This is a genomic window from Mesorhizobium sp. M1B.F.Ca.ET.045.04.1.1, from assembly GCF_003952465.1.
Classification (GTDB): Bacteria; Pseudomonadota; Alphaproteobacteria; order Rhizobiales; family Rhizobiaceae; genus Mesorhizobium; species Mesorhizobium shonense.
In genome coordinates this window covers 1,326,859-1,347,890 of sequence record NZ_CP034448.1, presented here as the reverse complement: position 1 = coordinate 1,347,890, position 21,032 = coordinate 1,326,859, and the positions used below count along the sequence as shown (strand labels likewise).

The following is a 21,032-nucleotide window of genomic DNA, read 5'->3' as shown; positions in this document are numbered from 1 at the left end:
ATCTCGCAATGCTATTTCCCCGGCAACGTCCGAGCCGGAGAACTGCGTGCTTGGCGTTCTCCTCTGGAAGGAACCAATCTTTCGGAACGTGGCAATGTCATCGACGAGCTCTCACGGGCCAGCACGATGCCGGTTCGGCGCATCGGCGCCCCCTGAACACGAGATAGCCACTTGCGATTCTAACGATACGGCCGGACGGGGGCTGAGACCGCGGCGGACGGAGCGTGACGGCTGATCGACACAATGGAGAAGGCCGGCTGGGTTCAGGCTAATGCGGCTCGAATTCTCGGCCTCAAGCTGCGACAAGTCGGCTAGGCGATACGCCGGCATAGTATCGAGGTGAAGGAAATTCTAAGAGCCTGATGAGCCAATCGTCAGGCCAGTGGTCTTGCGCGCCCTGTGCGCGACAAGGAGTGCTTCGTGCTTCTGAACGGATTTGGACTTGCACTGTCGCAAGCAGGACAAAATTGTGTCGCGCCGGCCTGACACAATGCGATATCGACCCGAATAGTGAACTGAAGCCGCTTTTTTCAGTTGGTATGGCTCTTGCACCTTGAACCGCGACGTTACCAGCAACGGAGCCGTTTGATGTCCTCACCGACAGTTTCGATTGAGGGGCCGACTAGCACGACATCCGAGGGTTTTCTGGCAGCCGCGAAATCCGGTGGCTGCGCATCGTCCTCCTACGGCTCGTCGCCGACCAGCCCGGGCGAAGGGGATCCGGCTATTTGGGAAAGGATCAAGGATCACCCCTGCTTTTCGGAGGAAGCGCATCATTATTTCGCGCGTATGCATGTGGCGGTCGCGCCGGCTTGCAATGTCCAGTGCAACTATTGCAATCGCAAATACGATTGCGCCAACGAGAGCCGGCCTGGTGTTGTGTCTGAGAAGTTGACGCCCGACCAAGCGCTACGCAAGGTCATCGCCGTTGCCAACAAAGTTCCGCAGCTTTCGGTTCTTGGCATCGCTGGGCCGGGGGATGCCTGTTACGATTGGGAGAAAACGAAGGCAACGCTCGACCGCGTCATCAGGGAAATCCCCGACATAAAGCTGTGCGTCTCCACTAATGGGCTCGTGCTGCCGGACCATGTCGCCGAGCTTGCCGAAATGAATGTTGATCACGTGACGGTCACCATCAACATGGTCGACCCGGAAGTCGGCGCGAAGATCTATCCATGGATCTTTTATGAAAATCGCCGCTACTTCGGCATCGAAGCCGCTCGAATCTTGCACGCGCGGCAGATGCTGGGCCTGGAGATGCTGAGCGCGCGCGGCATCCTCACCAAAATCAACTCGGTGATGATTCCTGGAGTGAACGACCAGCACCTGTTTGAGGTGAACAAAATGGTCAGGGAGCGGGGCGCGTTTCTGCACAACGTGATGCCTCTGATTTCGGACCCGGCGCACGGTACCCACTACGGACTCATCGGGCAGCGCGGCCCAACGGCAATGGAGATGATGGCTCTTCAGGATCGACTTGAAGGTGGCGCCAAGTTGATGCGCCACTGCCGGCAGTGCCGGGCAGATGCTGTCGGCCTGCTCGGTGAAGATCGTGGCCAGGAATTCACGCTGGACGGGATTCCCGACGATGTCGCCTACGATGCTGGCAAGCGTCAGGCCTATCGGCAGGTGGTCGCACACGAGCGCCGTGATCATGAGGCGGCGAGGAGCGAGGCCATCGGTATGGTCAAGGCAACAGACTCCGAAAAGTCGCTTCTGGTTGCGGTGGCCACTAAGGGAGGTGGACGGGTCAACGAACACTTCGGCCACGCGAAGGAATTCCAGGTTTATGAAGTCTCGCCTAGAGGGATCAGCTTGGTCGGGCATCGGAAGGTCGAGCGGTATTGCCTCGGAGGCGGGGGCGAAGACGCCATCCTCGAGGGCGTCATCGCAGCGCTCGAAGGCATACACATAGTGCTATGCGCCAAGATCGGAAATCGCCCGAAGGAACAACTCTCGCGAGCTGGACTGCGCGTAACCGACGCCTATGGCCATGACTACATCGAGACCGCAGTCAGCGCACTTTACGCGGCAGAGTTTGGGATCAGACCACTAGCGGCGACGGCCTGAGCCGTCTCGTCCGATAACCAGGAGTTAGAATGGCTTTAAAGATCATCGCATCCCAATGTACCCAATGCGGGGCCTGCGAGTTCGAATGTCCTTCGGAAGCGATCAAGTTCAAGGGCGACGCCTATGTGATCGATCCAAACAAGTGCACCGAATGCAAGGAGGCCTTCGATACGCAGCAATGCGTGTCGGTCTGTCCGGTACCGAAAACCTGCGTTCCCGCTTGATTCCTACCGAAACGGTCGGGTTCGCCGCACGACGACGCCTGCAACCCGCGACCACAACAAAAGCCTCGAGAAAGGAATGGACAGCATGTGGTCCAGACGCGAACAGGAGGTCGAAATCGGCAGACCGCCACGGTTCATGCAGGGTGAGCGGGTCCGTGCGATACGCCACATAAAAAACGACGGCACCTATCCCGGCAAGGAGATCGGCGAAAACCTCGTGCGGAAGGGCGACGAAGGCTACGTGCGCGACATTGGAACCTTTCTCCAGCAATTCTTCATCTATGCGGTCGAATGGATCGATCGTGGCACGGTCGTCGGCATGCGAGCGCGCGAACTCATTAGCCTCGACAAAGTCGAGGTTCCCTGCGGAGCTGAAGGCATTTCCAACGGGGGAACAGCCGGATGAAAGTAATGATTCGCAGGACCGCTACTGGCTTGTCGGCTTATGTCCCCAAGAAGGATCTCGAAGAGCCGATCACCGAGATTGAGAACGCTGACTTATGGGGCGGGACCGTGACGCTCAGGAACGGTTGGCGGCTCATGCTGCCCGACCTTCCGCGCGACACGCGTTTGCCGATCACCGTCGAGGCGATGAAGATTTCCGACGGGGCCTGATGCCGGTGGGTTCAGTGGCGGAGAGGAAACGCGTATGAACACGATGCTGAGCTGGGACCATCTCGTCGTCGTCCGGGGCAGTTTTGCCAAAAAACTGATTGACCTGCTGAACGGCGCTCTCAAGGCCGATCGAGTGATCCCCTATCTCGGTCCTGGTCTTCTGCAGCTTAACCCACCGGAATCACCTGTACCTTGCACCCCTGAAGATGTCGCCGCGGCCCTCAACAAGCGGGCGCCTGCCCCTTCCAGGATTCGCACCAATATGTGGTCGGTCGCGCAGTTTATCGAGCAGCGCCGACATCGTCGGACTCTCCAAGCGTGGATGGCGGAGATATTCGCAGCCCCCGCCGAGCCGACCGTTCTTCACGCCTGGCTCGCAACCCTTCAACTGTCTGTCATCATCGACAGCTGGTACGATGGCGCCATGCGAGCAGCCCTTGCAGAGGCCGGCCAAACAGACGTTGTCGAGATACAAGGAACGACGCGCGCGACCGGAATCGGTAACATCTGGACGAGAACTTACGATTTGTCAGGAACAGAACTCGAGGCCGAACAAGTGGCTAGGACGGTGCTCTATGCGCCGCACGGCAGCGTCAGGCCGGCGGCAAACTTCCTCGTGGCTGATTCCGATTACGTCGAAGTCCTAACCGAAATTGATATCCAGACGCCGATCCCGGACGCGGTGAAGCAACGGCGCGTCAACCGGGGTTTTTTCTTCGTGGGCTGCCGCTTCAACGATCAGATGCTGCGCACATATGCCAGACAGCTGATGAAGCGCTCCACTGGCCCACATTTTGCGGTGATCGATTCGGCTACGCTGACCAGAAACGAACGTCGTTTCCTTGCCGAAGGCGCAATCACGGTCATCGACATGCCGATCCGCAACGCCGCGGCTCGCCTCGTCGGGGTCGATGCTAGCCAGGATTAATGGCCGGCGATTGCTGGTGAGTCGCTGCTTGCCTCCAAGGGCGAAAACTCAGTTGGGAATACATTCGTGAGTAGTAATGCTAGTGGCAGCACAACGTAGGCTCTGAATTCGTTGGGCGATGTGAAAGGGTCCGCTGCTGCGGGACGTGAGCACGTTGCGGCGGCATTACGCACATGATCTTGTGACCCCCGTGGCAAAAGAACTGAAGCGCCCGAGTCGCGACAACATATGCAGCGCTCAATGGCTTCGACAAAAATTCGGCACAGTTTCGACAGTTCGCATGCACCTCCAGGGTCAACGAGGTTGATTATGCCTGTTTATGTGGGTCGGCCACGCGAGCAGGAATTCCCACTACCTTTGCCCCGGCGGGAACATCTCGTGTGACCACGCAGCCAGCGCCTACCACTGCATTATCACCAATCGTGACGCCAGGCAGAATGATTGCTCCACCGCCGATCCAGACACGGCTGCCAATGTGAACAGGACGCCCGACCTGCAGGCCGGCCTGCCGCTGCTCGGCATCATGTGGATGATCGGCGGTATAAATCTGCACAGCAGGCCCAATTGCCGTTCCTTGCCCGATTTTGACCTCTACCACGTCAAGAATAACGCAGTTGAAGTTGATGTAGGCATTGGCTCCAATGCGGATATTGAATCCGTAGTCGCAAAAAAAGGGCGGACGGATGACCGTTCCGCGCCCAACCTCTCCCAGCCGCTCGGACAAAAGCTCATGCCAATGCCCCGTGGTCTGCCCCAGCGTATCATTGTACCGCTTGAGCCAAGCCCCGGTGGCCAACAGGTCAGCTTGGATCTCCGGATCCGCCGCATTGTAAAACTCGCCTGCGAGCATCTTTTCTTTTTGGCTACGCATCATAGTCTCCCGTCAGGTCGTGTCCCGTACAGTGATGCAGGAACGCACATCAAACTGCCTCGGCAACTTTGTAACTCGGTCTTGCCGGGCGCGCGGTCGGTCACGAGCCGGGGCGACAGTTTCGTCTCGACCAACTTCCGCGAATTTGGATATCGCAGATCAACCGGTCGCAGGGGCCAATACCTGACGAGGTCGGCAACTGTCCAGCGGTCGAACTCACTTTCATGCCCATCTCAGATTGCGTGATATCGAGCGGTAAGCCATCAGCTAATGTATCGACCAGGTCCCGCCAGCGGAGATCTGCGCGTCGCCTCTACGCATGCTGGCGTGTCACCAATAATACATCGATTATTTCTGGATCCAGGCACGTCGAATTGATTTGCCTTGCGGTGTAGAGCGAAGTTACTAGCCATAGGATTACTCCTTTTTAGTTTGTCAGTCGCAGAGCCCCAGTATGACTACGTGGTAGAAAGCACACGGCCGGAATCTTGGCAGCGCTGTTCACACCCACTTCGTAAGCCTGGCCGATGGGCTCGCCAGAGCACCAATGCTTGACCTGCTCCAGCTCTTGCTCGGCGGGTTGTTTCAGAGACGCTTGATCTCGATACCGCGTTTTCTCAGCACGTAGCCGATCTGGCGCGGGGTCAAACCGAGCAGGCGCGCCGCCTTTGCCTGCACCCAGCCACACTTTTCCATGGCAGCAATGACCGTATCGGCATCGGGCACCCTACCACGACTCGTGGCAGGGCCTATCGGCGCTTGCCCGTCGCCGACGGGCGGGGCGGCACAGGCGGCGGAAGGCTGGATCGTAGTCGACTTCTCTGACGTCGGCGGTCCGTTCTTCCACAGCGCCGCGGCCAAGCACTGATCCGCGTAACAGGCAAAGTCAGTTCTGAGGATTGATGGACCCGTCGCCAGAACTGCCGTCCGTTGAACGCAGTTTTCGAGCTCTCGGATGTTGCCTGGAAATTCGCAGTTCATTAGCACCTCAATCGCTTCGGGAGCGAAGGTCAGCGTGTGATCATTCTCAGTATTGAAATTCTTGAGAAACTGAGCGGCCAAGAGCGGAATATCACCTCGCCTTTCGCGCAATGCCGGCACGCGTAAAGTGACGACGTTGATGCGATAATAGAGGTCTTGCCGGAACTCCTTGCGTTGAACTGCCGTTTCCAAGTCCCTGTTCGTTGCGGCAATCACGCGAACATCAACTTTAATGGTGTGGTTGCTGCCGACGCGCTCAAACTCCTGCTCCTGCAGGACACGCAGCAGCTTAGCCTGGAACGAACCTGATATTTCGCCAATCTCGTCCAGAAACAATGTGCCTTTGTCGGCAGCCTCAAAGCGCCCCTTGCGCAAACTGCTCGCGTCGGTGAAGGCACCCTTCTCATGACCGAACAAGTCAGATTCCAGAAGCGTCTCGGTGAGCGCCGCGCAATTGACCTTGATGAAGGGCTGCTTGGCGCGAGGCGAGAGCTCGTGAATGGCTTTGGCAACCAGCTCCTTACCGGTTCCGGATTCACCTCGCAACAGGACCGTAGTCTTCGCCTTGGCCACCTTGACAAGGTGCTCACGCAGCTTGCGCAGCGCCTGACTATCGCCAAGCATCTCCTTGCTGATCTTTTTACGTTCCATTTGGCAGCCCATCCCACTCCGCCACCCGCCGGTAGAACTGCACTGGACGGTGAGCTGTGTTGTATTTCGTCATCATCATTCTCGATCTCACCTTTGTTGCTTCGAAATTTTCGGCGCGCGGACGCCCTCGGCAAATGGCAATGGCGCCTGAGCATCGTTGCCTTTCACCAGGACGAGCGTCTTCCTCCGCGCGGGCGCTCGCAATATGCGGTTTGCGCAGGCCTTTACTCGACCGGTCGCTGTTCTGTCCGGCTTCTGCCGCACCGCAGCCTGCAAACTCATCCTTGACAAGAAAGGAGGGGAGTCAACCGAGCTCTCCTTGCATTTATGCAAGGAAAATTGTCAGTTTGATAGAATTCTATCAAAACGGCAGAAACGCCCCGCCCCAGTTTGGCTGTACCTGCGGCGTTCAGCGTACGTGACGACATGTGCGGACTTGTCCCAATTGCCATCCGAGTTGTGCGGAACAGTAGCTGCTGCGCTGTTCGCTTCAACCGCGTGAGGCCGGAGACAGTAGAGACGGCGGCTCGTCGAGCGAGGTTTCATTGTTCGGCTACTAAACCGGCTGTCCTTTGGTGGGAGTTGGTTTCGCCCAAGTTCTGGGCCTGGGGGCGTCTAGCCCGTTTCGCCGCACAGGCTCCTTCCACATCGTCGAGGCCGAGAAGGAGGGACCCCACAGCTCTCCCTGTATCACAATGCCCCGCCCCTCAAGCAGCTAGATACGACAGGTGACCTCAAATGAGGCGTCTTGCATGGCTTCTACACCTGCCTGAATGCCAGAACTGCGTTCGTACCGCCCATGGCGAAGGCGTTGCTCATGGCGACGCGCACCTTGCGCTCGCGCGGCACATTGGGTGTGATGTCGAGGTCGCAAGCGGGATCTGGCTCGCGATAGTTGGCGGTCGGCGGCACGACGTCCTCTTGGATTGCCATCACGCAGGCGATCATTTCAAGCGCGCTCGCTGCGCCGAGGCAATGCGCGTGCGTGGACTTGGTGGAAGAGATGGACATCGAATAAGCGTGGTTTCCAAACACACGCTTGATCGCCGCCGTTTCAGTCTGATCATTGCTCTTGGTACCGGTGCCGTGCGCGTTGAGGTAGTCGACGTCCTCGGCATTCAGCCCGGCATCGGCAAGGCAGGCGCGCATCGCCGACGCTGGCCCCTCGACAGATGGCGCGGCGATGTGAAAGGCATCGGCGGAAAGGCCGACGCCGGCGATCTCGGCAAGAATTGTGGCACCACGCCTCGTGGCATGCTCGTAGCTTTCCAGCACGGCCATGCCCGCACCCTCGCCCAGCACCAGGCCCTTCCTATCGGCGGAGAAGGGCCGGCAGGTATCGGGTGAAAGCACGCGCATTGCTTCCCATGCTTTCAGCACGCCCCATGCGAACGGCGCGTCGCTGCCCCCGGAAACCATTACGTCGGCCCGGCCCAGCTTGATCTGATCCACCGCCGAGGCGATCGCATGGTTGGCCGAGGCACATGCGGAGGTCACCCCGAACACCGGCCCGCGCAAGCCGAGGCGCAAGCTCACCTGGCCGGCGGCGGCGCTTGGCATCGTTTTGGGTACAGCGAGGATGCCAACTCGCCTCGCGCCGTCCAAAAGGAGGGCCCGGTAAGTTTCCTCCATTACATCCCAGCCCAAGCCGCCGACGCCCACTGTAGCGCCGAAGCGATGGGCATTCCCTTCGTCGCAGGAAAGTCCGGCCTGCCGCATGGCTTCGCGCGCTGCAAGCACGGCGAGCAAGCTGAAGCGGGCCATGGAGACGAGCTGCTTGCGATCGATGTCGTGCTCGGGCAGCGCCTTGATCTCAGCGCCGGTCATGCCCTCCAGGTCATGAAGCTCGGAATTGGCGAGCGGGCCGATGGCGGAGCGGCCTTCGCGCATCTCTTTCCACATAGAGGCGGCGTCAGTGCCCAGTCCGCACAGGCCGCCCACTCCGGTGATAACGACGCGCCTGTCCATTCAAGCCTCCTTCGCAAGCAAGCCGCGGACGGCTTCCACGACGTCGCCGACATTCTTGAGATTGGACCAGGCATCGGCCGTGTTCATGTCGATCTTGATGCCGTAGGCCTGCTCCACATCCCAGAGGACGTCCGCCAAACCCAGCGAATCGAACCCGAGCGCGTCCAGTTCCGTGGCGATTGTTATCTCGCCGACGAATGACGCAGGCATTCCCTCACCGCTCTCCGACTCGGCGCGTTTCTTGATCAGGGCAATGACGTCCGTTGCGAATTGATCGGCCATTCTGTTTCCTGTCTTTCTTTCCCGCGTTTCGACCTGGACGCGGCTCAGTTCCTGAGGCGCGCCGCGTCGCGAAAGCCACGACGCTTGTGCGTCTGACAAAGCCCAATGCTCATAAAGCCGGATCAGGTCCGGCCGGTGTGTGGCGTAGGTGCAGTATGACGATGTGAGCCGCTACACCGTGCGCGTCTCCCAGTCTGTCCATAGGCTCGGAAGAAGTCGGACAGTTTGACATGGCCGGTCAGTTGCAACTCCCTTTCCCAGCACTCCACTGCCCGGTAGAGCGCATGAAAATCTCCTTTCGGGCGGTTTCTTAAGACGCTCGCCACGCTATGAGGCAGTGGGGCATCGGTGTGCGTCAGGTGCTTCTGCCCATGCAGGATTCCAGAACATTGATGAAATCGTTTGTTTCGATGAAAGGCATCCACACTTTGGATAGTTGACCACGCGTTTCAAAGGTCGTGAACTACATCTCCTCGTTGTGCTCGACGCACTCCCGACAGAGCGCAACCTCATGGGCGCGGCATGCAGGATTAACCGAGCCCAGCCGGTCATGAGTGCGGCCGGCGCTCGGCTGCTCGATTATTTGCGCGATGAGCTCGCGACCATGTCCGCGGAGGTATTCAAACTTAACGCTGCGTCCGGGAGCTCTTGCCCTCCAGTTCGCGACGCTCTCCCGCCCATCCAGTGCTCGTTTATTTCGTCGGATAGTTTGACCCGGCTCTACCGAATCGCCGCTTCAGGATCATTCTTTCCGATTTCGTCACGCTCGTATTTCTGCCGCGTCCTACACCGATTGGGCGCGAACAAAACTGAGCGCCTTGGAACCCGAACCCGTGCGTCGTGACCGGGAGCATCCGGGGCGAACTCATCCGCTCGGGGGCATCGCATCACCGGACGGCGACAGGCACGGTCGACCGGCATCTCGGCATCGGCTGGGAATTCGTCCATGGTCTGCATTGGCGACGCTTCCTGAGGCCACGTAGCCCTTATGCCAAGCTGGGCGCCCGGGTCGAGCGCGTAATGACGACAATTGCTTCGCTACAGGTCAAACGCTTTCCGGGCCACCTGCAAAGTCTTCACCCGGCCGTACAGCGCCCAAGACCACTGATGTGATCGACAAGAGCCTTTTTGATAAATCTGCGCTATTCTCCTGTCGCGCACGGACGACCGCGTGGCGAAGAGCAGGGTCCGAGATGAGAGCCCTGCCGCGCAGCTTCTATCGTCGCGCCTCGTTTGCGGCATCCGTGCCTACCCTCTTCGGACCTCGTGGGTTCCAACCGGCGACGAGGCGTGCATAGGCGCCCTCGGCCTGCTCCACCCAGCGGCGCTCTTCTTCCCGGTGGCTCTTTATGTTGTAGGCGTGCGCTCCCTTTTGGCCGCGCACAGCCTTGCTCCCGGCCTTGAGTTCCACATCGCGCAAGCTTCTTGGCATGCAGGGAGGGTCGAGCCCACGCGTAACTCTCGCCCTTCTCAACAGATGCCAGATCACGACAGAGAGTTTGCGTGCGGTTGCCACGGCCGCGACATGCTGTCCGCGCCGGGCTCGCACGCCGCAGGGAGAAGGCTCGCAACGGTCCGGGAGCACGAGCGGCCGCCCAGGCCGCCTCGACGAGCATGCCGCGCGCATGACCACGGCCTTGCTTGGTGATCCGCCCATGGTAGGCCGGACCTGGCCGGACTGCCGGACGCTTGGGTTCAACCCGAGATAGTCACGAGCTTCTGCGGATCGTCGAAGCGCGACACGTCGCCGATCGCCGCCTTCATCGCCAGCGCGACGGTGATGTCGACGCCGGGAATGGTCATCAGCCGCTTCACGCCTTCATCCTCGAGAGCCGAGCGGACAAGATCGCGTTCGATGACCTGGAGGTCTTCGCCCAATCGGTCGAACTCGCGCAGATGCCCATCGATCGCGAGGCGCTCGTCCTGCGGTACGACCTGCTCGATTAACCAGGTCCGACCCTTGGCGCCGCACAGGTCGGCATGCGGGCAGGACGGGATCAGGTGGCTATGAAGGATCGACTGGATGACGCTCTTCAATCGAGATCTCTGTCGGACAATCTGATTGCGCCGTGTCACCTGTCGACGCAGAGCCTGCGTCGGCTCGTCCGCAATCCAGACTTCTGGCAAGAAGCCGCTGGCATAGAGCTGCGCAAGAACGTCGGCGTCGATCGTCGTTTTGATCTTGGCATAGGCAACGATAAACACCTGTTTCGGGTTGGCGATCCCCACCTTCTTCACATGCGGCGCAACCACAGCTGCAGCGGACGTCGCGTTGCCGGTGGCCTCGATCACCCCGACATCGTTCGGCGACAGCTTCGCGGCGAACGCCGCCAGCAGATCGCGCCGCATGTCGACGCGGCCGAGTCGCCTGAACCTGCCCTCCTCCCATGCCACTGCTTCGGCGAAGGCGCGGTGAATATCCAGTCCGATGATAAGCATGCCCGTTCCTCCTTCTTGGCTCGGTCAAAGACGGGAGCTGGCGGGCAACACGACATCTACTGATCCGCGCTCGCAGCGCATCCGGGAAAGTCGCGAGGGGCGGCCATGTAACGAGCTCGGGCTCTCAGCCCACGGTCTATTGACGGCCTGCCTGCACCTTTGTGCTCCCGGTGCCCCACGTCCCGGATGGGCTCACCATAAGGGCGTTCCAAAACAAGAACAGCAGGACGAAAAGGCACCACAGATCACATACCGGATAGCGGCAAGGCCAAGCGCTTCGTTCAGACAGGCTTGCGCCAATGGGCTTAGGCCGAGCCTACAACAGCTCTCAAAAACGCTGCCGGACTGCTGCATTGGCTTCGCCGATACAATTGGCACAGGCCTCACGGCAGCTTAGGATCAAACCGCCCATCAGTCGCCTCGGACTGGAAGGGTGCACCCTATTAGGTTCCACGCCTAGCTAGGTCGGGGCCGCCGAAGACGCTGGTTGATAGCCCGGCGCCATCGGCCCGGCGTTTCAAACTGCCAATCTCTGACCTGCACAGTACGAACGATTGCTCGCTTCGGCAGATCACGCGGCTCATATGTCGGACCTTTACGTCATCCATCATAAACTTTTTGCGACAAAAGATTGCAAGAATGCTAAATTGTTAAAGTCGTTTGTTTCGGTTAAAGGCATCCATCCCATGGATGGCTGATGACATGCGTTTCAAAGGACTTGATCTAAATCTCCTCGTTGTGCTCGACGCACTCCTGACGGAGCGTAATCTCTCGGCGGCGGCACGCAGGATCAACCTGAGTCAGCCCGCCATGAGTGCGGCCGTCGCCCGACTGCGCGATTATTTCCGCGATGAACTGTTTACGATAAGAGGTCGCGAACGATTTCTAACCCCGCGTGCGGCAGCATTTGCCCCCGCAGTTCGCGACGCTCTCCAGCACATCCAGTGCTCGATTATTTCTTCGGATCCGTTTGACCCAGCTCGAGCCGATCGCCTCTTCAGGATCATTCTTTCCGATTTCGTCACGCTCGTGTTTTTCGAAAAGCTTGTGGAGCGTATTTCACGGGAAGCCCCCGCCGTCAGCTTCGAACTGCTGCCTGTCGACGATAGCCCCGATGAGCTTCTCCGGCGCGGTGACGTCGATTTTCTAATTCTACCGGATATGTTCACGTCGAGTGTGCATTCAAGCGTTGCGCTGTTTGACGAGAAGCTCGTGTGCGTAGGCTGTCCCACAAACAAGCAGCTGCCACAGCAGCTTACATTCGAGAGATACATGTCGATGAGGCACGTCGCGGTCAGGTTCGGGCGTACGATGAAGCCGTCTATCGAGGAATGGTTTTTGCTTGAGCATGGCCTTAAGAGACGTGTCGAGGTCGCCGTGCAGGGCTTCAGCATGATTCCACCTATGGTGTCCGGCACAGCTCGTATAGCGACCATGCCCTTACGGCTGGTCAGGCATTTCGAAAAAACGTTCCCCCTGCGGGTTATCGAACTTCCGCTGCCATTTCCCACATTCACCGAGACCCTCCAATGGCCGGCCCTCCACAATAGCGATCCGGCAAGCATCTGGATGCGGGAGATAATGATACAGGAGGCATCTCGGATGGCTGCCCCGCTGTGAACCCACGGAAAATTCAGGCGCACCTATAGTCACTACTCCTGTCACCATCTACTCTGACGACAATAGCCCTCGCCGGATAAAGTCGATGCTGGCGGCAAGTGCGCCTGCGAGATCGTCCAGAGAATGGACTTCCTCGACCAGCTCGAACGAGAAAGGTCCCGCGTAGCCGCCATCCAGCAGCGCCTGAATCTGGCTGCCATTGTCGGAACCTGCAAGAAAGCGATCGGGGTAAATCCAGAAGGTCGGGTCGTTTACGCTTGAAATGTGCACCAGGCCGGTAAGCTCGCAGAACAGGCATGTCTCCCCGGCCAGGGTGTGGTGGAACGTGTCGTGCACGAGGCGAAAGACGGACTGGCCATCAACCGCGGCAACGGCCTCGGCCGCTTCCTTCTTTGATCGAAGCGAGCAGGTTCGGAAACCCAGCGGCTCGATGAGACCGATCAGACCCCGCGACTGGAGGATTGGCTTGATCTCGTTTAGAGCGAAACGAAGATTGTCCTGGCGCTCGCTATTGGTGGGCCACGAGCTGCGGTTGGCCGGCACCAACACGAGCGTCTCCGCCCCGCACGCCGTCGCATAATCGGCGAGGTTGCTTGCCTCGGCCTGACGCGTTGGAGTCCAGTCGTTGAACCGCTGCAAGGCGTTGACAGAGATGATCGTGACGCCCGCTTCGGTAGCGGCAAACCGAACGTCCGCAGCCGGAATGCCGCGTGCGACAGGATTGCTGAAATGAGGGTAACGGATTTGGACGTCGGTCAGGCCTTGGTCACGGGCAAGCGCGAAAAGCGCACTGACGTCAAGGCGGGGCGCCGCCATGTGATCGAGTGCAAAGCGGGGCGATACCTGGCGCATTGCTTGACTTTCCTTCCATGAAGCGCGGCTGCCATTTCGGCATCCGGCTTCTTTCAAGACGGAACCACGCCGGTTCACAGATCGGACAGAGACGGCCGAGTCAATCGAGCTTTCCTTTCATCGGTGAAAGGAAAATGGGCGCTCATGATAGAAATCCATCAAGGTCAAATATTTTCCGGAAGATAAATGTCGAACGGCAGAAATGTCTGCCCCGGGCTCTCCGCGACGCCGGCTTTGATGGCCCGCTCCATTGCCATTATCAGCTCCTGGCAAAGTCGGCGCATTGGCGTGCCGACCGCCATCGTCAAGATGTCATCCGCAAGCGCCCCACGTGACTGCGGCGTCATTTCACTCACGATCGCGACGAGATCCTGACCGCTCCCCTCTTCTCGGAGCGCGGAAATTGCTCCCTCTATACCCCCGCCGGCCATATAGAAGCCGACGAGCTCTGGTTCCCGCTGCATAAGATCCAGCAATTTTTCGTAAGTGAGCTGCCGTTCATCAAGGTTCACGAGCGGATCAAGCACCTCGAATTTGGGCGCGTTCTCACGAAAATAGGCACGAAAGGCCGTTTCCCGCGTCGCATGCGCCTGGAAGCGATGGCTTCCGACAAACACCGCCACCTTGCCGGGCCGTTTTGCGGCCTTGGAAAACACCCAAGCGGCAGTCCGTCCGACCTTGCTGTTGTTGAGGCCGATGTAGCCCTCGCGCACGCCATCGGCGAAGTCGGATAACAGCGAAAATACCGGGATACCTTTCGCCTTGAGCTCCTCGACTGATGCTGTGATTTTCGGGTGATCGGCCGCCACCATGGCGATCGCCTGGCAGCGGCTTCCAAGGTCCTTAAGAAGCGGGAGCAGGTCACGCGGCAAATGTGACTGCGCGAACTCGATGATCGGAAGGCCGTGGAAGGATTTAGCCATACTGACCGACTCTTCGATCTTGCGAGCGAAATCTTGGTAAAAATCGTGGGCAGGTTTTCTCAAGATGAAGCCCAGCTTGTAGTGCGGCAGGTGCTGCTGCAAGCGCTGTTTGATGAGACCGGCAGCATGATAGCCGATCGCGTGCGCGGCCGCATGGACCCGCTGGGCGGTCTCCTCTCGCACCGGAAGGCGGACGTTCAGAACCCGATCGACTGTTGCTACGCTGACTCCGGCTTCGCGGGCGAGATCGGCAATTGTGACGCGCTTTCCCCTAGCGATTCTGATCGGCCGGTCCTCCGTCATCCGGTGCGATCCCGCGACGGCTTGGGGCGGCAAGCTGAAATAGTTCCCCCACCCCGCGGATAGCGCATTCGACGAACAGCGCTCCATGCGCACCCAGATGAGTCTCCGTGAACCGTTCGTTTGCTTAGGGGCTTCATGGTGTTGTATTACTCACTGCGTTAGTACTCTATTTCCAGCGCTCTTTGGAGGCTGGCAATTCGACTGTTGTGTCAAGGCCGCTACTTACACGTCGCGCTGTTGCGATCTTGCTTGCGGGGAGCCAGTTTGATGTAACCCTAACCGCGGAAAGCGGTTTCCATCCGTGACTGGTCCAATTCGCCTTCCCAGCGAGCGACAACGAGCGATGCCACCGCATTACCGACTAAATTCGTCAGCGCGCGGCATTCCGACATGAAGCGGTCCACGCCAAGAATTAGAGCCATTCCGGCAACGGGAACACTCGGCACGACAGAGAGAGTAGCGGCCAATGTGATGAAGCCGGCGCCGGTGACGCCTGCCGCACCCTTCGAGGAAAGCATCGCAATTAGCAGCAGGAGGATCTGATCGGCAATTGACAAATCTGTGTTCGTCGCCTGGGCGATGAAGAGGGCGGCGATCGTCATGTAGATATTGGTACCGTCCAGATTGAATGAGTATCCAGTAGGGATGACGAGACTTACGACCGAACGGGCGGCGCCGGCCTTCTCCATCTTCTCCATTAGCGAGGGCAGCGCGGCCTCCGAGGAGGACGTTGCCAGGACAAGCAGCAGCTCGTCCTTGATGTAGCGGACGAGAGAAAAGATCGAGAAGCCGTTGTAGCGGCAGACCGCGCCGAGAACCCCGAACACGAAGAGGAAGGCGGTAAGATAGAACGTCGCGACCAGTATCGCGAGGTTGGCCACCGAACCGATTCCGTATTTGCCGATCGTAAAGGCCATTGCGCCGAAGGCGCCGATGGGTGCAGCCTTCATCAGAATGCCGACGAGCTTAAAAATGGGGGCGGTAAGCGCCTGGAGAAAGGTAACGACCGGCCTGCTCGTCTCTCCGGTCATCGCCAAAGCAATGCCGAACAGGACCGAGAAGAACAGGACTTGCAGGATGTCGCCTTCCGCGAAGGCACTGGCAATCGTTGACGGGATGATGTTCATCAGGAAGCTGGTCACGGACTGCTCGTGAGCCGTGGCCACATAGCCCTTAACGGCTTGGACATCGAGCGAGGCCGGATCGATGTTGAGGCCAGCGCCAGGTTGAACGATATTCGCGACAATCAGTCCGACAACGAGTGCAAGTGTCGAGAAGGTGAGGAAATAAACCATCGCCTTGGCGGCAACTCGGCCGACCTTCTGCAGATCGCTCATGCCGGCAATGCCGGTCGCAATTGTCAGGAAGATGACAGGTGCGATAATCATCTTGACGACTTTGATGAAGGCATCGCCGAGCGGCTTCAGGCTCTGGCCGGTTTCCGGATAGAGGTAGCCAATTGCGGCTCCCAGGACTATGGCGGCAAGCACCTGCACGTAGGTCCGGGCAAAATGGGGCTTGCGGGGCGCTGCGATCGCGCGGGGGACTCTTGGAACCAACACCGTTTCTCTCTCCCTGACCGGATCGGGGTGGGGGCTCCTCCTTCTCCCATGCTGCGCTCCGGTCGAGCGCTGCTGTCATCTCGGAGCAAGCGCCGTGCCAACTGGAGGCCTGTCCCGTCCAGCGAGATTGGTGCGGGTTGCGCACTGGAACCCTCCACCTTTGCCGGAATTTGCACTCAAGGCTCGCCAAAGATCGCGTCTGAAGAAGTGCTTCGCCAGAGAGGGAATTGACCAGGTCGCCTTGCGGCCGTGTCTTTGATGTCTGCCGCAGATCGACTGCCGGCCGATATCTCTGTCGTCTTGGTGACTTTGGTTTGTCAGTTTTGCGACGGAATGCGCGCAAACTGCAGGATATCCTACACGCCCATCAGAGCACGCGGTACAAGCGATTAAGCGTAGGAGCGCATTGAATCTCCGAGGTCAAAAAATCTTGAATAAGGTCCGCGTGCGAAGTGAATCCGCAACTCGTCAAAGTTCTCCACCGTTTGATCAAGCGGTCGCGTTTCCTGGCGCTGCAAGATGGCGTTATCTGATGGCTCAAGCGCTGGAACGCCCAGGAAATCCCAAACCGCTCCCAAGCATTGGGCAGGTTCGTGAAGTAGGCTCTCGTATTCCATTACAAGCAGGTTGGTCGACGTGAAGGAGTCCATAACGCGAGCGTGAAAATCGTCGGCGGCTTTGAAATAAGCCTCACAGTCGGCGATTGACAACCTGACGCTCGGTGGCCGAGCGGTATCGTTGTCCGAGCTGAACTTCAGCCACTGACCGCTTTCCCTGGCCTGCACAAAGGATCGGAGCGATTCCAATACGTTTCGGCGAACAACGAGGATGACCTTGAGTGCTGGCCAACGAGCTAATTCCGCAAAGAATGCTGGACGCTCGCGAAACTGAGGTTCATTGATCTTGCAGCCAAGATGCGTCACATTCTTGTAGTCGCGCATAGGGCAGCGCACATAGGCAAGCTCAAGAAGCTCGCGATCCGTGCCTAGCAGGCGATCCGTGCTGGGCCAATTGGGATCATATTCGTTTAGCAACTCACCGTTACTCAGAACGGTCGGATGCTCGTTTAGCAATTCTTCTAAATAGTGTGTTCCGGTCCTTGGCATAGCAAGGATCACAAAAGGCTCAGGAGTTGGTTCGTTGTGGGTCATTGCATGTGTATCCAACTAAATAATGGCCGCGACGGTCTGGGGACGCGCACAAGAAGCTTGGCTGCTATCGCTTGAACGCTCCGGGTGGGTCCGCGCGCCTCACCACCCAGCCTGTACTCCGAGGTGTGGTCGCGAAGATGGGCGCGTGCCTGCAGCGGCTGGGTGGCGCCCGGCTTCGGCGTTGTTGTACCACTCGCGATTCCTGGCACACGCATGCCTCCGGGCCGCTGGGGGCAGTTTGCAATCCGGCATTGCGGACCTCCTTCTCGTTGATGGGCGTAGGTAAGCGTCAACGCATTAGTCGTCGATGAAACAGTCCAGCCGACAGAAAAAAAGGCAATACAGCGAACATGCAAAGTGCGCCTATATGCAGCCCTACATTGTCGCCCAGGCGGCCGAGCATCACCGGACGGATTAGATCGATAGAATTCGCCAGCGGCGAGAAGGCCGCAATCTGCTGAAACACTCCTGGCAATTGGCCGACTGGAAAAACCGCGCCCGAAAGGAACAGCATGGGTGTGATGACAAGCGTCTGATAGAAAATAAAATAGTGATAACTGGGCGCGAGCGCGATGACGAGCATGGCCAGGCTCGCAAAGGCGAACCCGGTGAGAGCGATGACCGGCAGCACGTAGAGAACCGACGTCCACGCGGCATAACCTAGCGCGGCGGCAACAATCGCAATTGTCGTACCGGCCAGAAAGGCCTTTGTGGCTGCCCAGGTCAATTCACCGAGAACGATGTCGCCGAGGGTAAGTTGTGTGTGCAGGATTGCTTCCCAAGTGCCCTGATCGCGCATTCGACCGAAAACCGCGTAAATTGTTTCGAAGGTTGATGCTGTCATCGCGCTCGTCGCAACCATGCCGGCTGCCAGAAAGGCGATGTAGGATGCACCTTCGATGCGGCCTACCAACAGTCCAAGGCCAGTGCCGAGCCCGAAAAGGTAAATCATCGGATCAGCAAGGGTGCCGAGCATTGAAGCAAATGCCACCTTCTTCCATGCCAGATGATTGCGGCGCCACACCGCGATCCAGTTCCAGGCGTTGGCGGGTAGAGCGGCCGCAAAACGTTCACCCATTGCTCACTTCTCCATCTCACGTCCGGTTAACCTCAAGAAAACGTCCTCCAGACTGGGTGGACGCTCTAGAATACGCAGACCCGCTCGACCGCGAAGCTGGATGCGCACATCCTCCGGCTCAGGCGCATAGCAAAAGAGCGTCTCGCCGCTTACCTCGACACGCTGAACGTACGGTCTGATCAGCGAAATCAGCTCCTGTGGATTGCCGCCGAAGATCTCGATCACGTTGCACCCAATGTACTCGTCGATCAGCGCATGAGGACTGCCCTCGGCGATCTTGCGTCCCCGCTCGAGAACACACAGCCGATCACAAAGCCGCTCAGCCTCTTCCATGAAATGGGTGGTCAAAATGATCGTTTTTCCGCTCGCCAGCAGGAAACGAAGTCGCTCCCAGATCAGATGGCGGGCATGCGGGTCGAGGCCGGTCGTGGGCTCATCCATCACAAGCAACTGGGGGTCGTTGATCAGAGCACGTGCCAGCGTCAGGCGCCGCTTCATCCCGCCGGATAGCAGGCCGACACGTGAATCCGCCTTGCTCTCAAGGCGAGCGAACTCGAGGAGCCGTGGGATGACGGCGTTGATCTCTCTTGTACTCATGCCGAAGTAGCGCCCGAACACCAACAGGTTCTCGCGTACCGTAAATTCCAGGTCGAGATTGTCGAACTGCGGGACCACGCCTATGCCCTTGCGGGCCAAGCGGCTGCGTGCCGGCACTGGTAGACCGAGGACTGTTATATCACCCGCGTCAGGCCGGGTCATACCGAGGAGCATACGCGCAATCGTGCTCTTGCCTGCGCCGTTCGGCCCCAGCAGACCGAAGCACTCTCCCGATGCAACGGTGAAGGACAGCCCGTCCACAACGAGCTTGTTTCCGAATAATTTGGTTACGCCGGTAAGGTCGATTGCTACATTGGACATGCGTCTATCTCAAGCGGAATGAGTCCGATTGGCCACCGGCAGCTTACTTGCGAATTCTGGTTCAGAGCAGGCCACCGCCTTGAGATGGCACCTTTGGAAAGTCGCGGCCGGAGCGACGCGTGTATCGCTTCCGCCAAAGAATAACGTCAAGATGCCACGTGTCGCTTCCAGATAGTTCCCGTTCTGACCATAGGTAACTCGAAAGCTTCACCCCGTGTCGACTGACACAACTTACTCGGTCACTCGGCGCTGCAAGGCCGTCAGACTTCACCAGCTGTGAGCGAAAGATCTGCAGTATGAAGTGACTCCGCAATTCCAGAATTGCCCGCAGCATTTGCTCCGGCAAGCGGCATCGCGCTTGTGATTTCCTTTGTGCTCCTGTTGGGCAGGGGAACACTTTTACGCGACAGCCAATCGCTATTGCTCAATGTACACAGGGCGTAAGCCTTCAAGGGGATCAACAGGAATATCCTGATTAACGCGTGCATTGAATAGCCGATGAATCGAAGCTGCCGAGTGCGGAAAGATAACACCGTAGATCTGATTATGGTCATCGTGACAATAGCCAGCACCGTCCACCAATTTACTGTATGTGAAAATAGTAGCTCACCGAGCGCCGTTACTACCGCGATGCCGAGCAACAATGGGCCGAGATTCTCTCCCATCACATCCAAAGTTAGATAGCGATCCAGGCCACGCAGTAGACCTCGCGCAAGCATCGTGTCCCGGAAGGTGCTTCGTGCCCAGCGGAGTTGTTGGCGCAAATAAGGTCCCATCTTGTCCGGAACGACTGTCGCCGCGACGGCACCTGGAACGTACTCGGTTCGAAAGCCTGCTTTCAGCATGAGGATCGTAAGATGACGGTCTTCACCGAAGTCGCTTGGTTTCCCCCTGAACAGCTGCGTCTCGTATTGATCCAGCAGAGAAAGAAGACAAGACCGGCGGTACATTGCACATGGGCCGCAGCAGCACATGACCGCACCAAAGCGACCTTGCGCCGCGCGCTCCTCATTGCAAGCCAGCCAGTATTCCATATCGATCAATCGGGTCAACCAAGTGTCGCTGCGGTTGTATGCCGTCAGCTGGCCCATGGCCGCTCCGACCATGGAATCCCGCATTTTTACTGCAAGCTTTGTGATGACGTCGGACGCAAGTGTCGTGTCAGAGTCGACGCTGAGCACGAAATCTCCAGATGAGCGGCGGATGGCGGCGATCTGCGCCTTGCGTTTGCCAACATTCTCGCGGAGCAGAATGAAATTGAATCTCGGGTCGCCCTCGTAGGCGTGATGTACCGGGATGACGGCATTACGATTTCCAGAACCGTCGTCAACCAGATAGACCTGAAATGTTCCGGCGTAATCTTGATTTGCAATGGAAGCTAAACACGCCGCGAGTGTGCGCGGGTCCTCATTGTAGCAGGGGATAATGACATCCACGCTCGGCCAACGGTCGGATCCGAACAAGCTTTCCGACGGCGGCGTAACATTTTCCGGTTGGGAGTAGACCGCTTGCATGCCTCTGTAAACAGTCGAGAGCACCGCATAAGACGAAACGGCAACAGTACTGGCTGTGGTGAGAAGGTCCATAGGATCTCTG

General features: G+C 58.4%; 17 protein-coding genes and 4 pseudogenes. 9 read left to right on the top strand and 12 right to left on the bottom strand.

Going from position 1 to position 21,032, the window contains the following annotated elements:
• Positions 1-243 precede the first annotated feature (243 nt).
• The 6 genes from EJ071_RS39010 (at position 244) to EJ071_RS06610 (ending at position 3,837) form a co-directional block, all read left to right on the top strand.
• Complete coding sequence (locus tag EJ071_RS39010; RefSeq protein WP_245467364.1) at positions 244-315, top strand: helix-turn-helix domain-containing protein; 72 nt, start codon at positions 244-246, stop codon at positions 313-315.
• 273 nt (positions 316-588) lie between these two features.
• Positions 589-2,070: a nitrogenase cofactor biosynthesis protein NifB gene (gene nifB / locus EJ071_RS06630; RefSeq protein WP_024505233.1), complete on the top strand. Its 1,482-nt coding sequence runs from the start codon at positions 589-591 to the stop codon at positions 2,068-2,070.
• A gap of 29 nt (positions 2,071-2,099) precedes the next feature.
• A complete protein-coding gene (locus EJ071_RS06625; protein ID WP_024505232.1) occupies positions 2,100-2,294 on the top strand; it encodes a 4Fe-4S binding protein in 195 nt (64 codons plus the stop codon).
• A gap of 85 nt (positions 2,295-2,379) precedes the next feature.
• The gene (locus tag EJ071_RS06620) at positions 2,380-2,700 is read left to right on the top strand and encodes a nitrogen fixation protein NifZ (protein WP_024505231.1); all 321 of its coding nucleotides are present in this window, start codon (positions 2,380-2,382) and stop codon (positions 2,698-2,700) included.
• Positions 2,697-2,909, top strand: coding sequence for a putative nitrogen fixation protein NifT (nifT, locus tag EJ071_RS06615; protein ID WP_024505230.1), 213 nt, complete (start codon positions 2,697-2,699; stop codon positions 2,907-2,909). Before EJ071_RS06620 ends, nifT begins: the two co-directional genes overlap by 4 nt.
• A 34-nt stretch (positions 2,910-2,943) precedes the next feature.
• Positions 2,944-3,837, top strand: a complete 894-nt coding sequence (locus tag EJ071_RS06610; protein WP_024505229.1) for an SIR2 family protein — start codon at positions 2,944-2,946, stop codon at positions 3,835-3,837.
• A gap of 307 nt (positions 3,838-4,144) precedes the next feature.
• Here EJ071_RS06610 and EJ071_RS06605 read toward each other — a convergent pair whose 3' ends face one another.
• From EJ071_RS06605 to EJ071_RS06590, 4 genes and pseudogenes are all read right to left on the bottom strand, one after another.
• Positions 4,145-4,711 carry a sugar O-acetyltransferase gene (locus EJ071_RS06605; RefSeq protein WP_024505228.1) on the bottom strand — a complete coding sequence of 189 codons (567 nt, stop codon included), beginning with the start codon at positions 4,709-4,711 and terminating at the stop codon, positions 4,145-4,147.
• A 582-nt stretch (positions 4,712-5,293) separates the two neighbouring features.
• Positions 5,294-6,337: pseudogene (nifA, locus tag EJ071_RS06600) on the bottom strand (nif-specific transcriptional activator NifA); the annotation flags it as partial.
• Between the two features lie 762 nt (positions 6,338-7,099).
• Positions 7,100-8,308 carry a beta-ketoacyl-[acyl-carrier-protein] synthase family protein gene (locus EJ071_RS06595; RefSeq protein WP_126097316.1) on the bottom strand — a complete coding sequence of 403 codons (1,209 nt, stop codon included), beginning with the start codon at positions 8,306-8,308 and terminating at the stop codon, positions 7,100-7,102.
• Positions 8,309-8,590, bottom strand: coding sequence for an acyl carrier protein (locus EJ071_RS06590; protein WP_029356603.1), 282 nt, complete (start codon positions 8,588-8,590; stop codon positions 8,309-8,311).
• Between the two features lie 436 nt (positions 8,591-9,026).
• On the opposite strand from EJ071_RS06590, the pseudogene EJ071_RS40215 reads away from it, so the two are divergent.
• A pseudogene (locus tag EJ071_RS40215) lies at positions 9,027-9,364 on the top strand (LysR family transcriptional regulator); the annotation flags it as partial.
• A 442-nt stretch (positions 9,365-9,806) separates the two neighbouring features.
• Here EJ071_RS40215 and EJ071_RS06585 read toward each other — a convergent pair.
• Positions 9,807-11,029 (bottom strand): annotated as a pseudogene (locus tag EJ071_RS06585) (IS110 family transposase).
• A gap of 258 nt (positions 11,030-11,287) precedes the next feature.
• Between EJ071_RS06585 and EJ071_RS39205 the strand changes: the two are divergent.
• Both EJ071_RS39205 and EJ071_RS06580 read left to right on the top strand, forming a co-directional pair.
• A pseudogene (locus EJ071_RS39205) lies at positions 11,288-11,493 on the top strand (integrase core domain-containing protein); the annotation flags it as partial.
• Positions 11,494-11,731: 238 nt separating this feature from the next.
• Positions 11,732-12,649: a LysR family transcriptional regulator gene (locus EJ071_RS06580; RefSeq protein ID WP_063170390.1), complete on the top strand. Its 918-nt coding sequence runs from the start codon at positions 11,732-11,734 to the stop codon at positions 12,647-12,649.
• A 48-nt stretch (positions 12,650-12,697) separates the two neighbouring features.
• Here the strand turns inward: EJ071_RS06580 and EJ071_RS06575 are convergent, their stop codons facing one another.
• The 7 genes from EJ071_RS06575 to nodC form a co-directional block, all read right to left on the bottom strand.
• On the bottom strand, positions 12,698-13,501 hold the full coding sequence (locus EJ071_RS06575; protein WP_029356612.1) for a TIM barrel protein: 804 nt from the start codon (positions 13,499-13,501) through the stop codon (positions 12,698-12,700).
• 164 nt (positions 13,502-13,665) lie between these two features.
• The gene (locus EJ071_RS06570) at positions 13,666-14,727 is read right to left on the bottom strand and encodes a LacI family DNA-binding transcriptional regulator (protein WP_126097315.1); all 1,062 of its coding nucleotides are present in this window, start codon (positions 14,725-14,727) and stop codon (positions 13,666-13,668) included.
• Between the two features lie 275 nt (positions 14,728-15,002).
• The gene (locus tag EJ071_RS06565; protein WP_210326678.1) at positions 15,003-16,286 is read right to left on the bottom strand and encodes a dicarboxylate/amino acid:cation symporter; all 1,284 of its coding nucleotides are present in this window, start codon (positions 16,284-16,286) and stop codon (positions 15,003-15,005) included.
• A gap of 392 nt (positions 16,287-16,678) precedes the next feature.
• A complete protein-coding gene (locus EJ071_RS06560) occupies positions 16,679-17,440 on the bottom strand; it encodes a sulfotransferase (protein WP_024505871.1) in 762 nt (253 codons plus the stop codon).
• Between the two features lie 289 nt (positions 17,441-17,729).
• Positions 17,730-18,518 (bottom strand): ABC transporter permease, encoded by a 789-nt coding sequence (locus EJ071_RS06555; protein ID WP_029356621.1) that lies wholly within the window; start codon positions 18,516-18,518, stop codon positions 17,730-17,732.
• A 3-nt stretch (positions 18,519-18,521) separates the two neighbouring features.
• Complete coding sequence (gene nodI / locus EJ071_RS06550) at positions 18,522-19,436, bottom strand: nodulation factor ABC transporter ATP-binding protein NodI (protein ID WP_024505873.1); 915 nt, start codon at positions 19,434-19,436, stop codon at positions 18,522-18,524.
• 260 nt (positions 19,437-19,696) lie between these two features.
• On the bottom strand, positions 19,697-21,022 hold the full coding sequence (gene nodC / locus EJ071_RS06545) for a chitooligosaccharide synthase NodC (protein ID WP_032899868.1): 1,326 nt from the start codon (positions 21,020-21,022) through the stop codon (positions 19,697-19,699).
• Between the last annotated feature and the right edge of the window lie 10 nt (positions 21,023-21,032).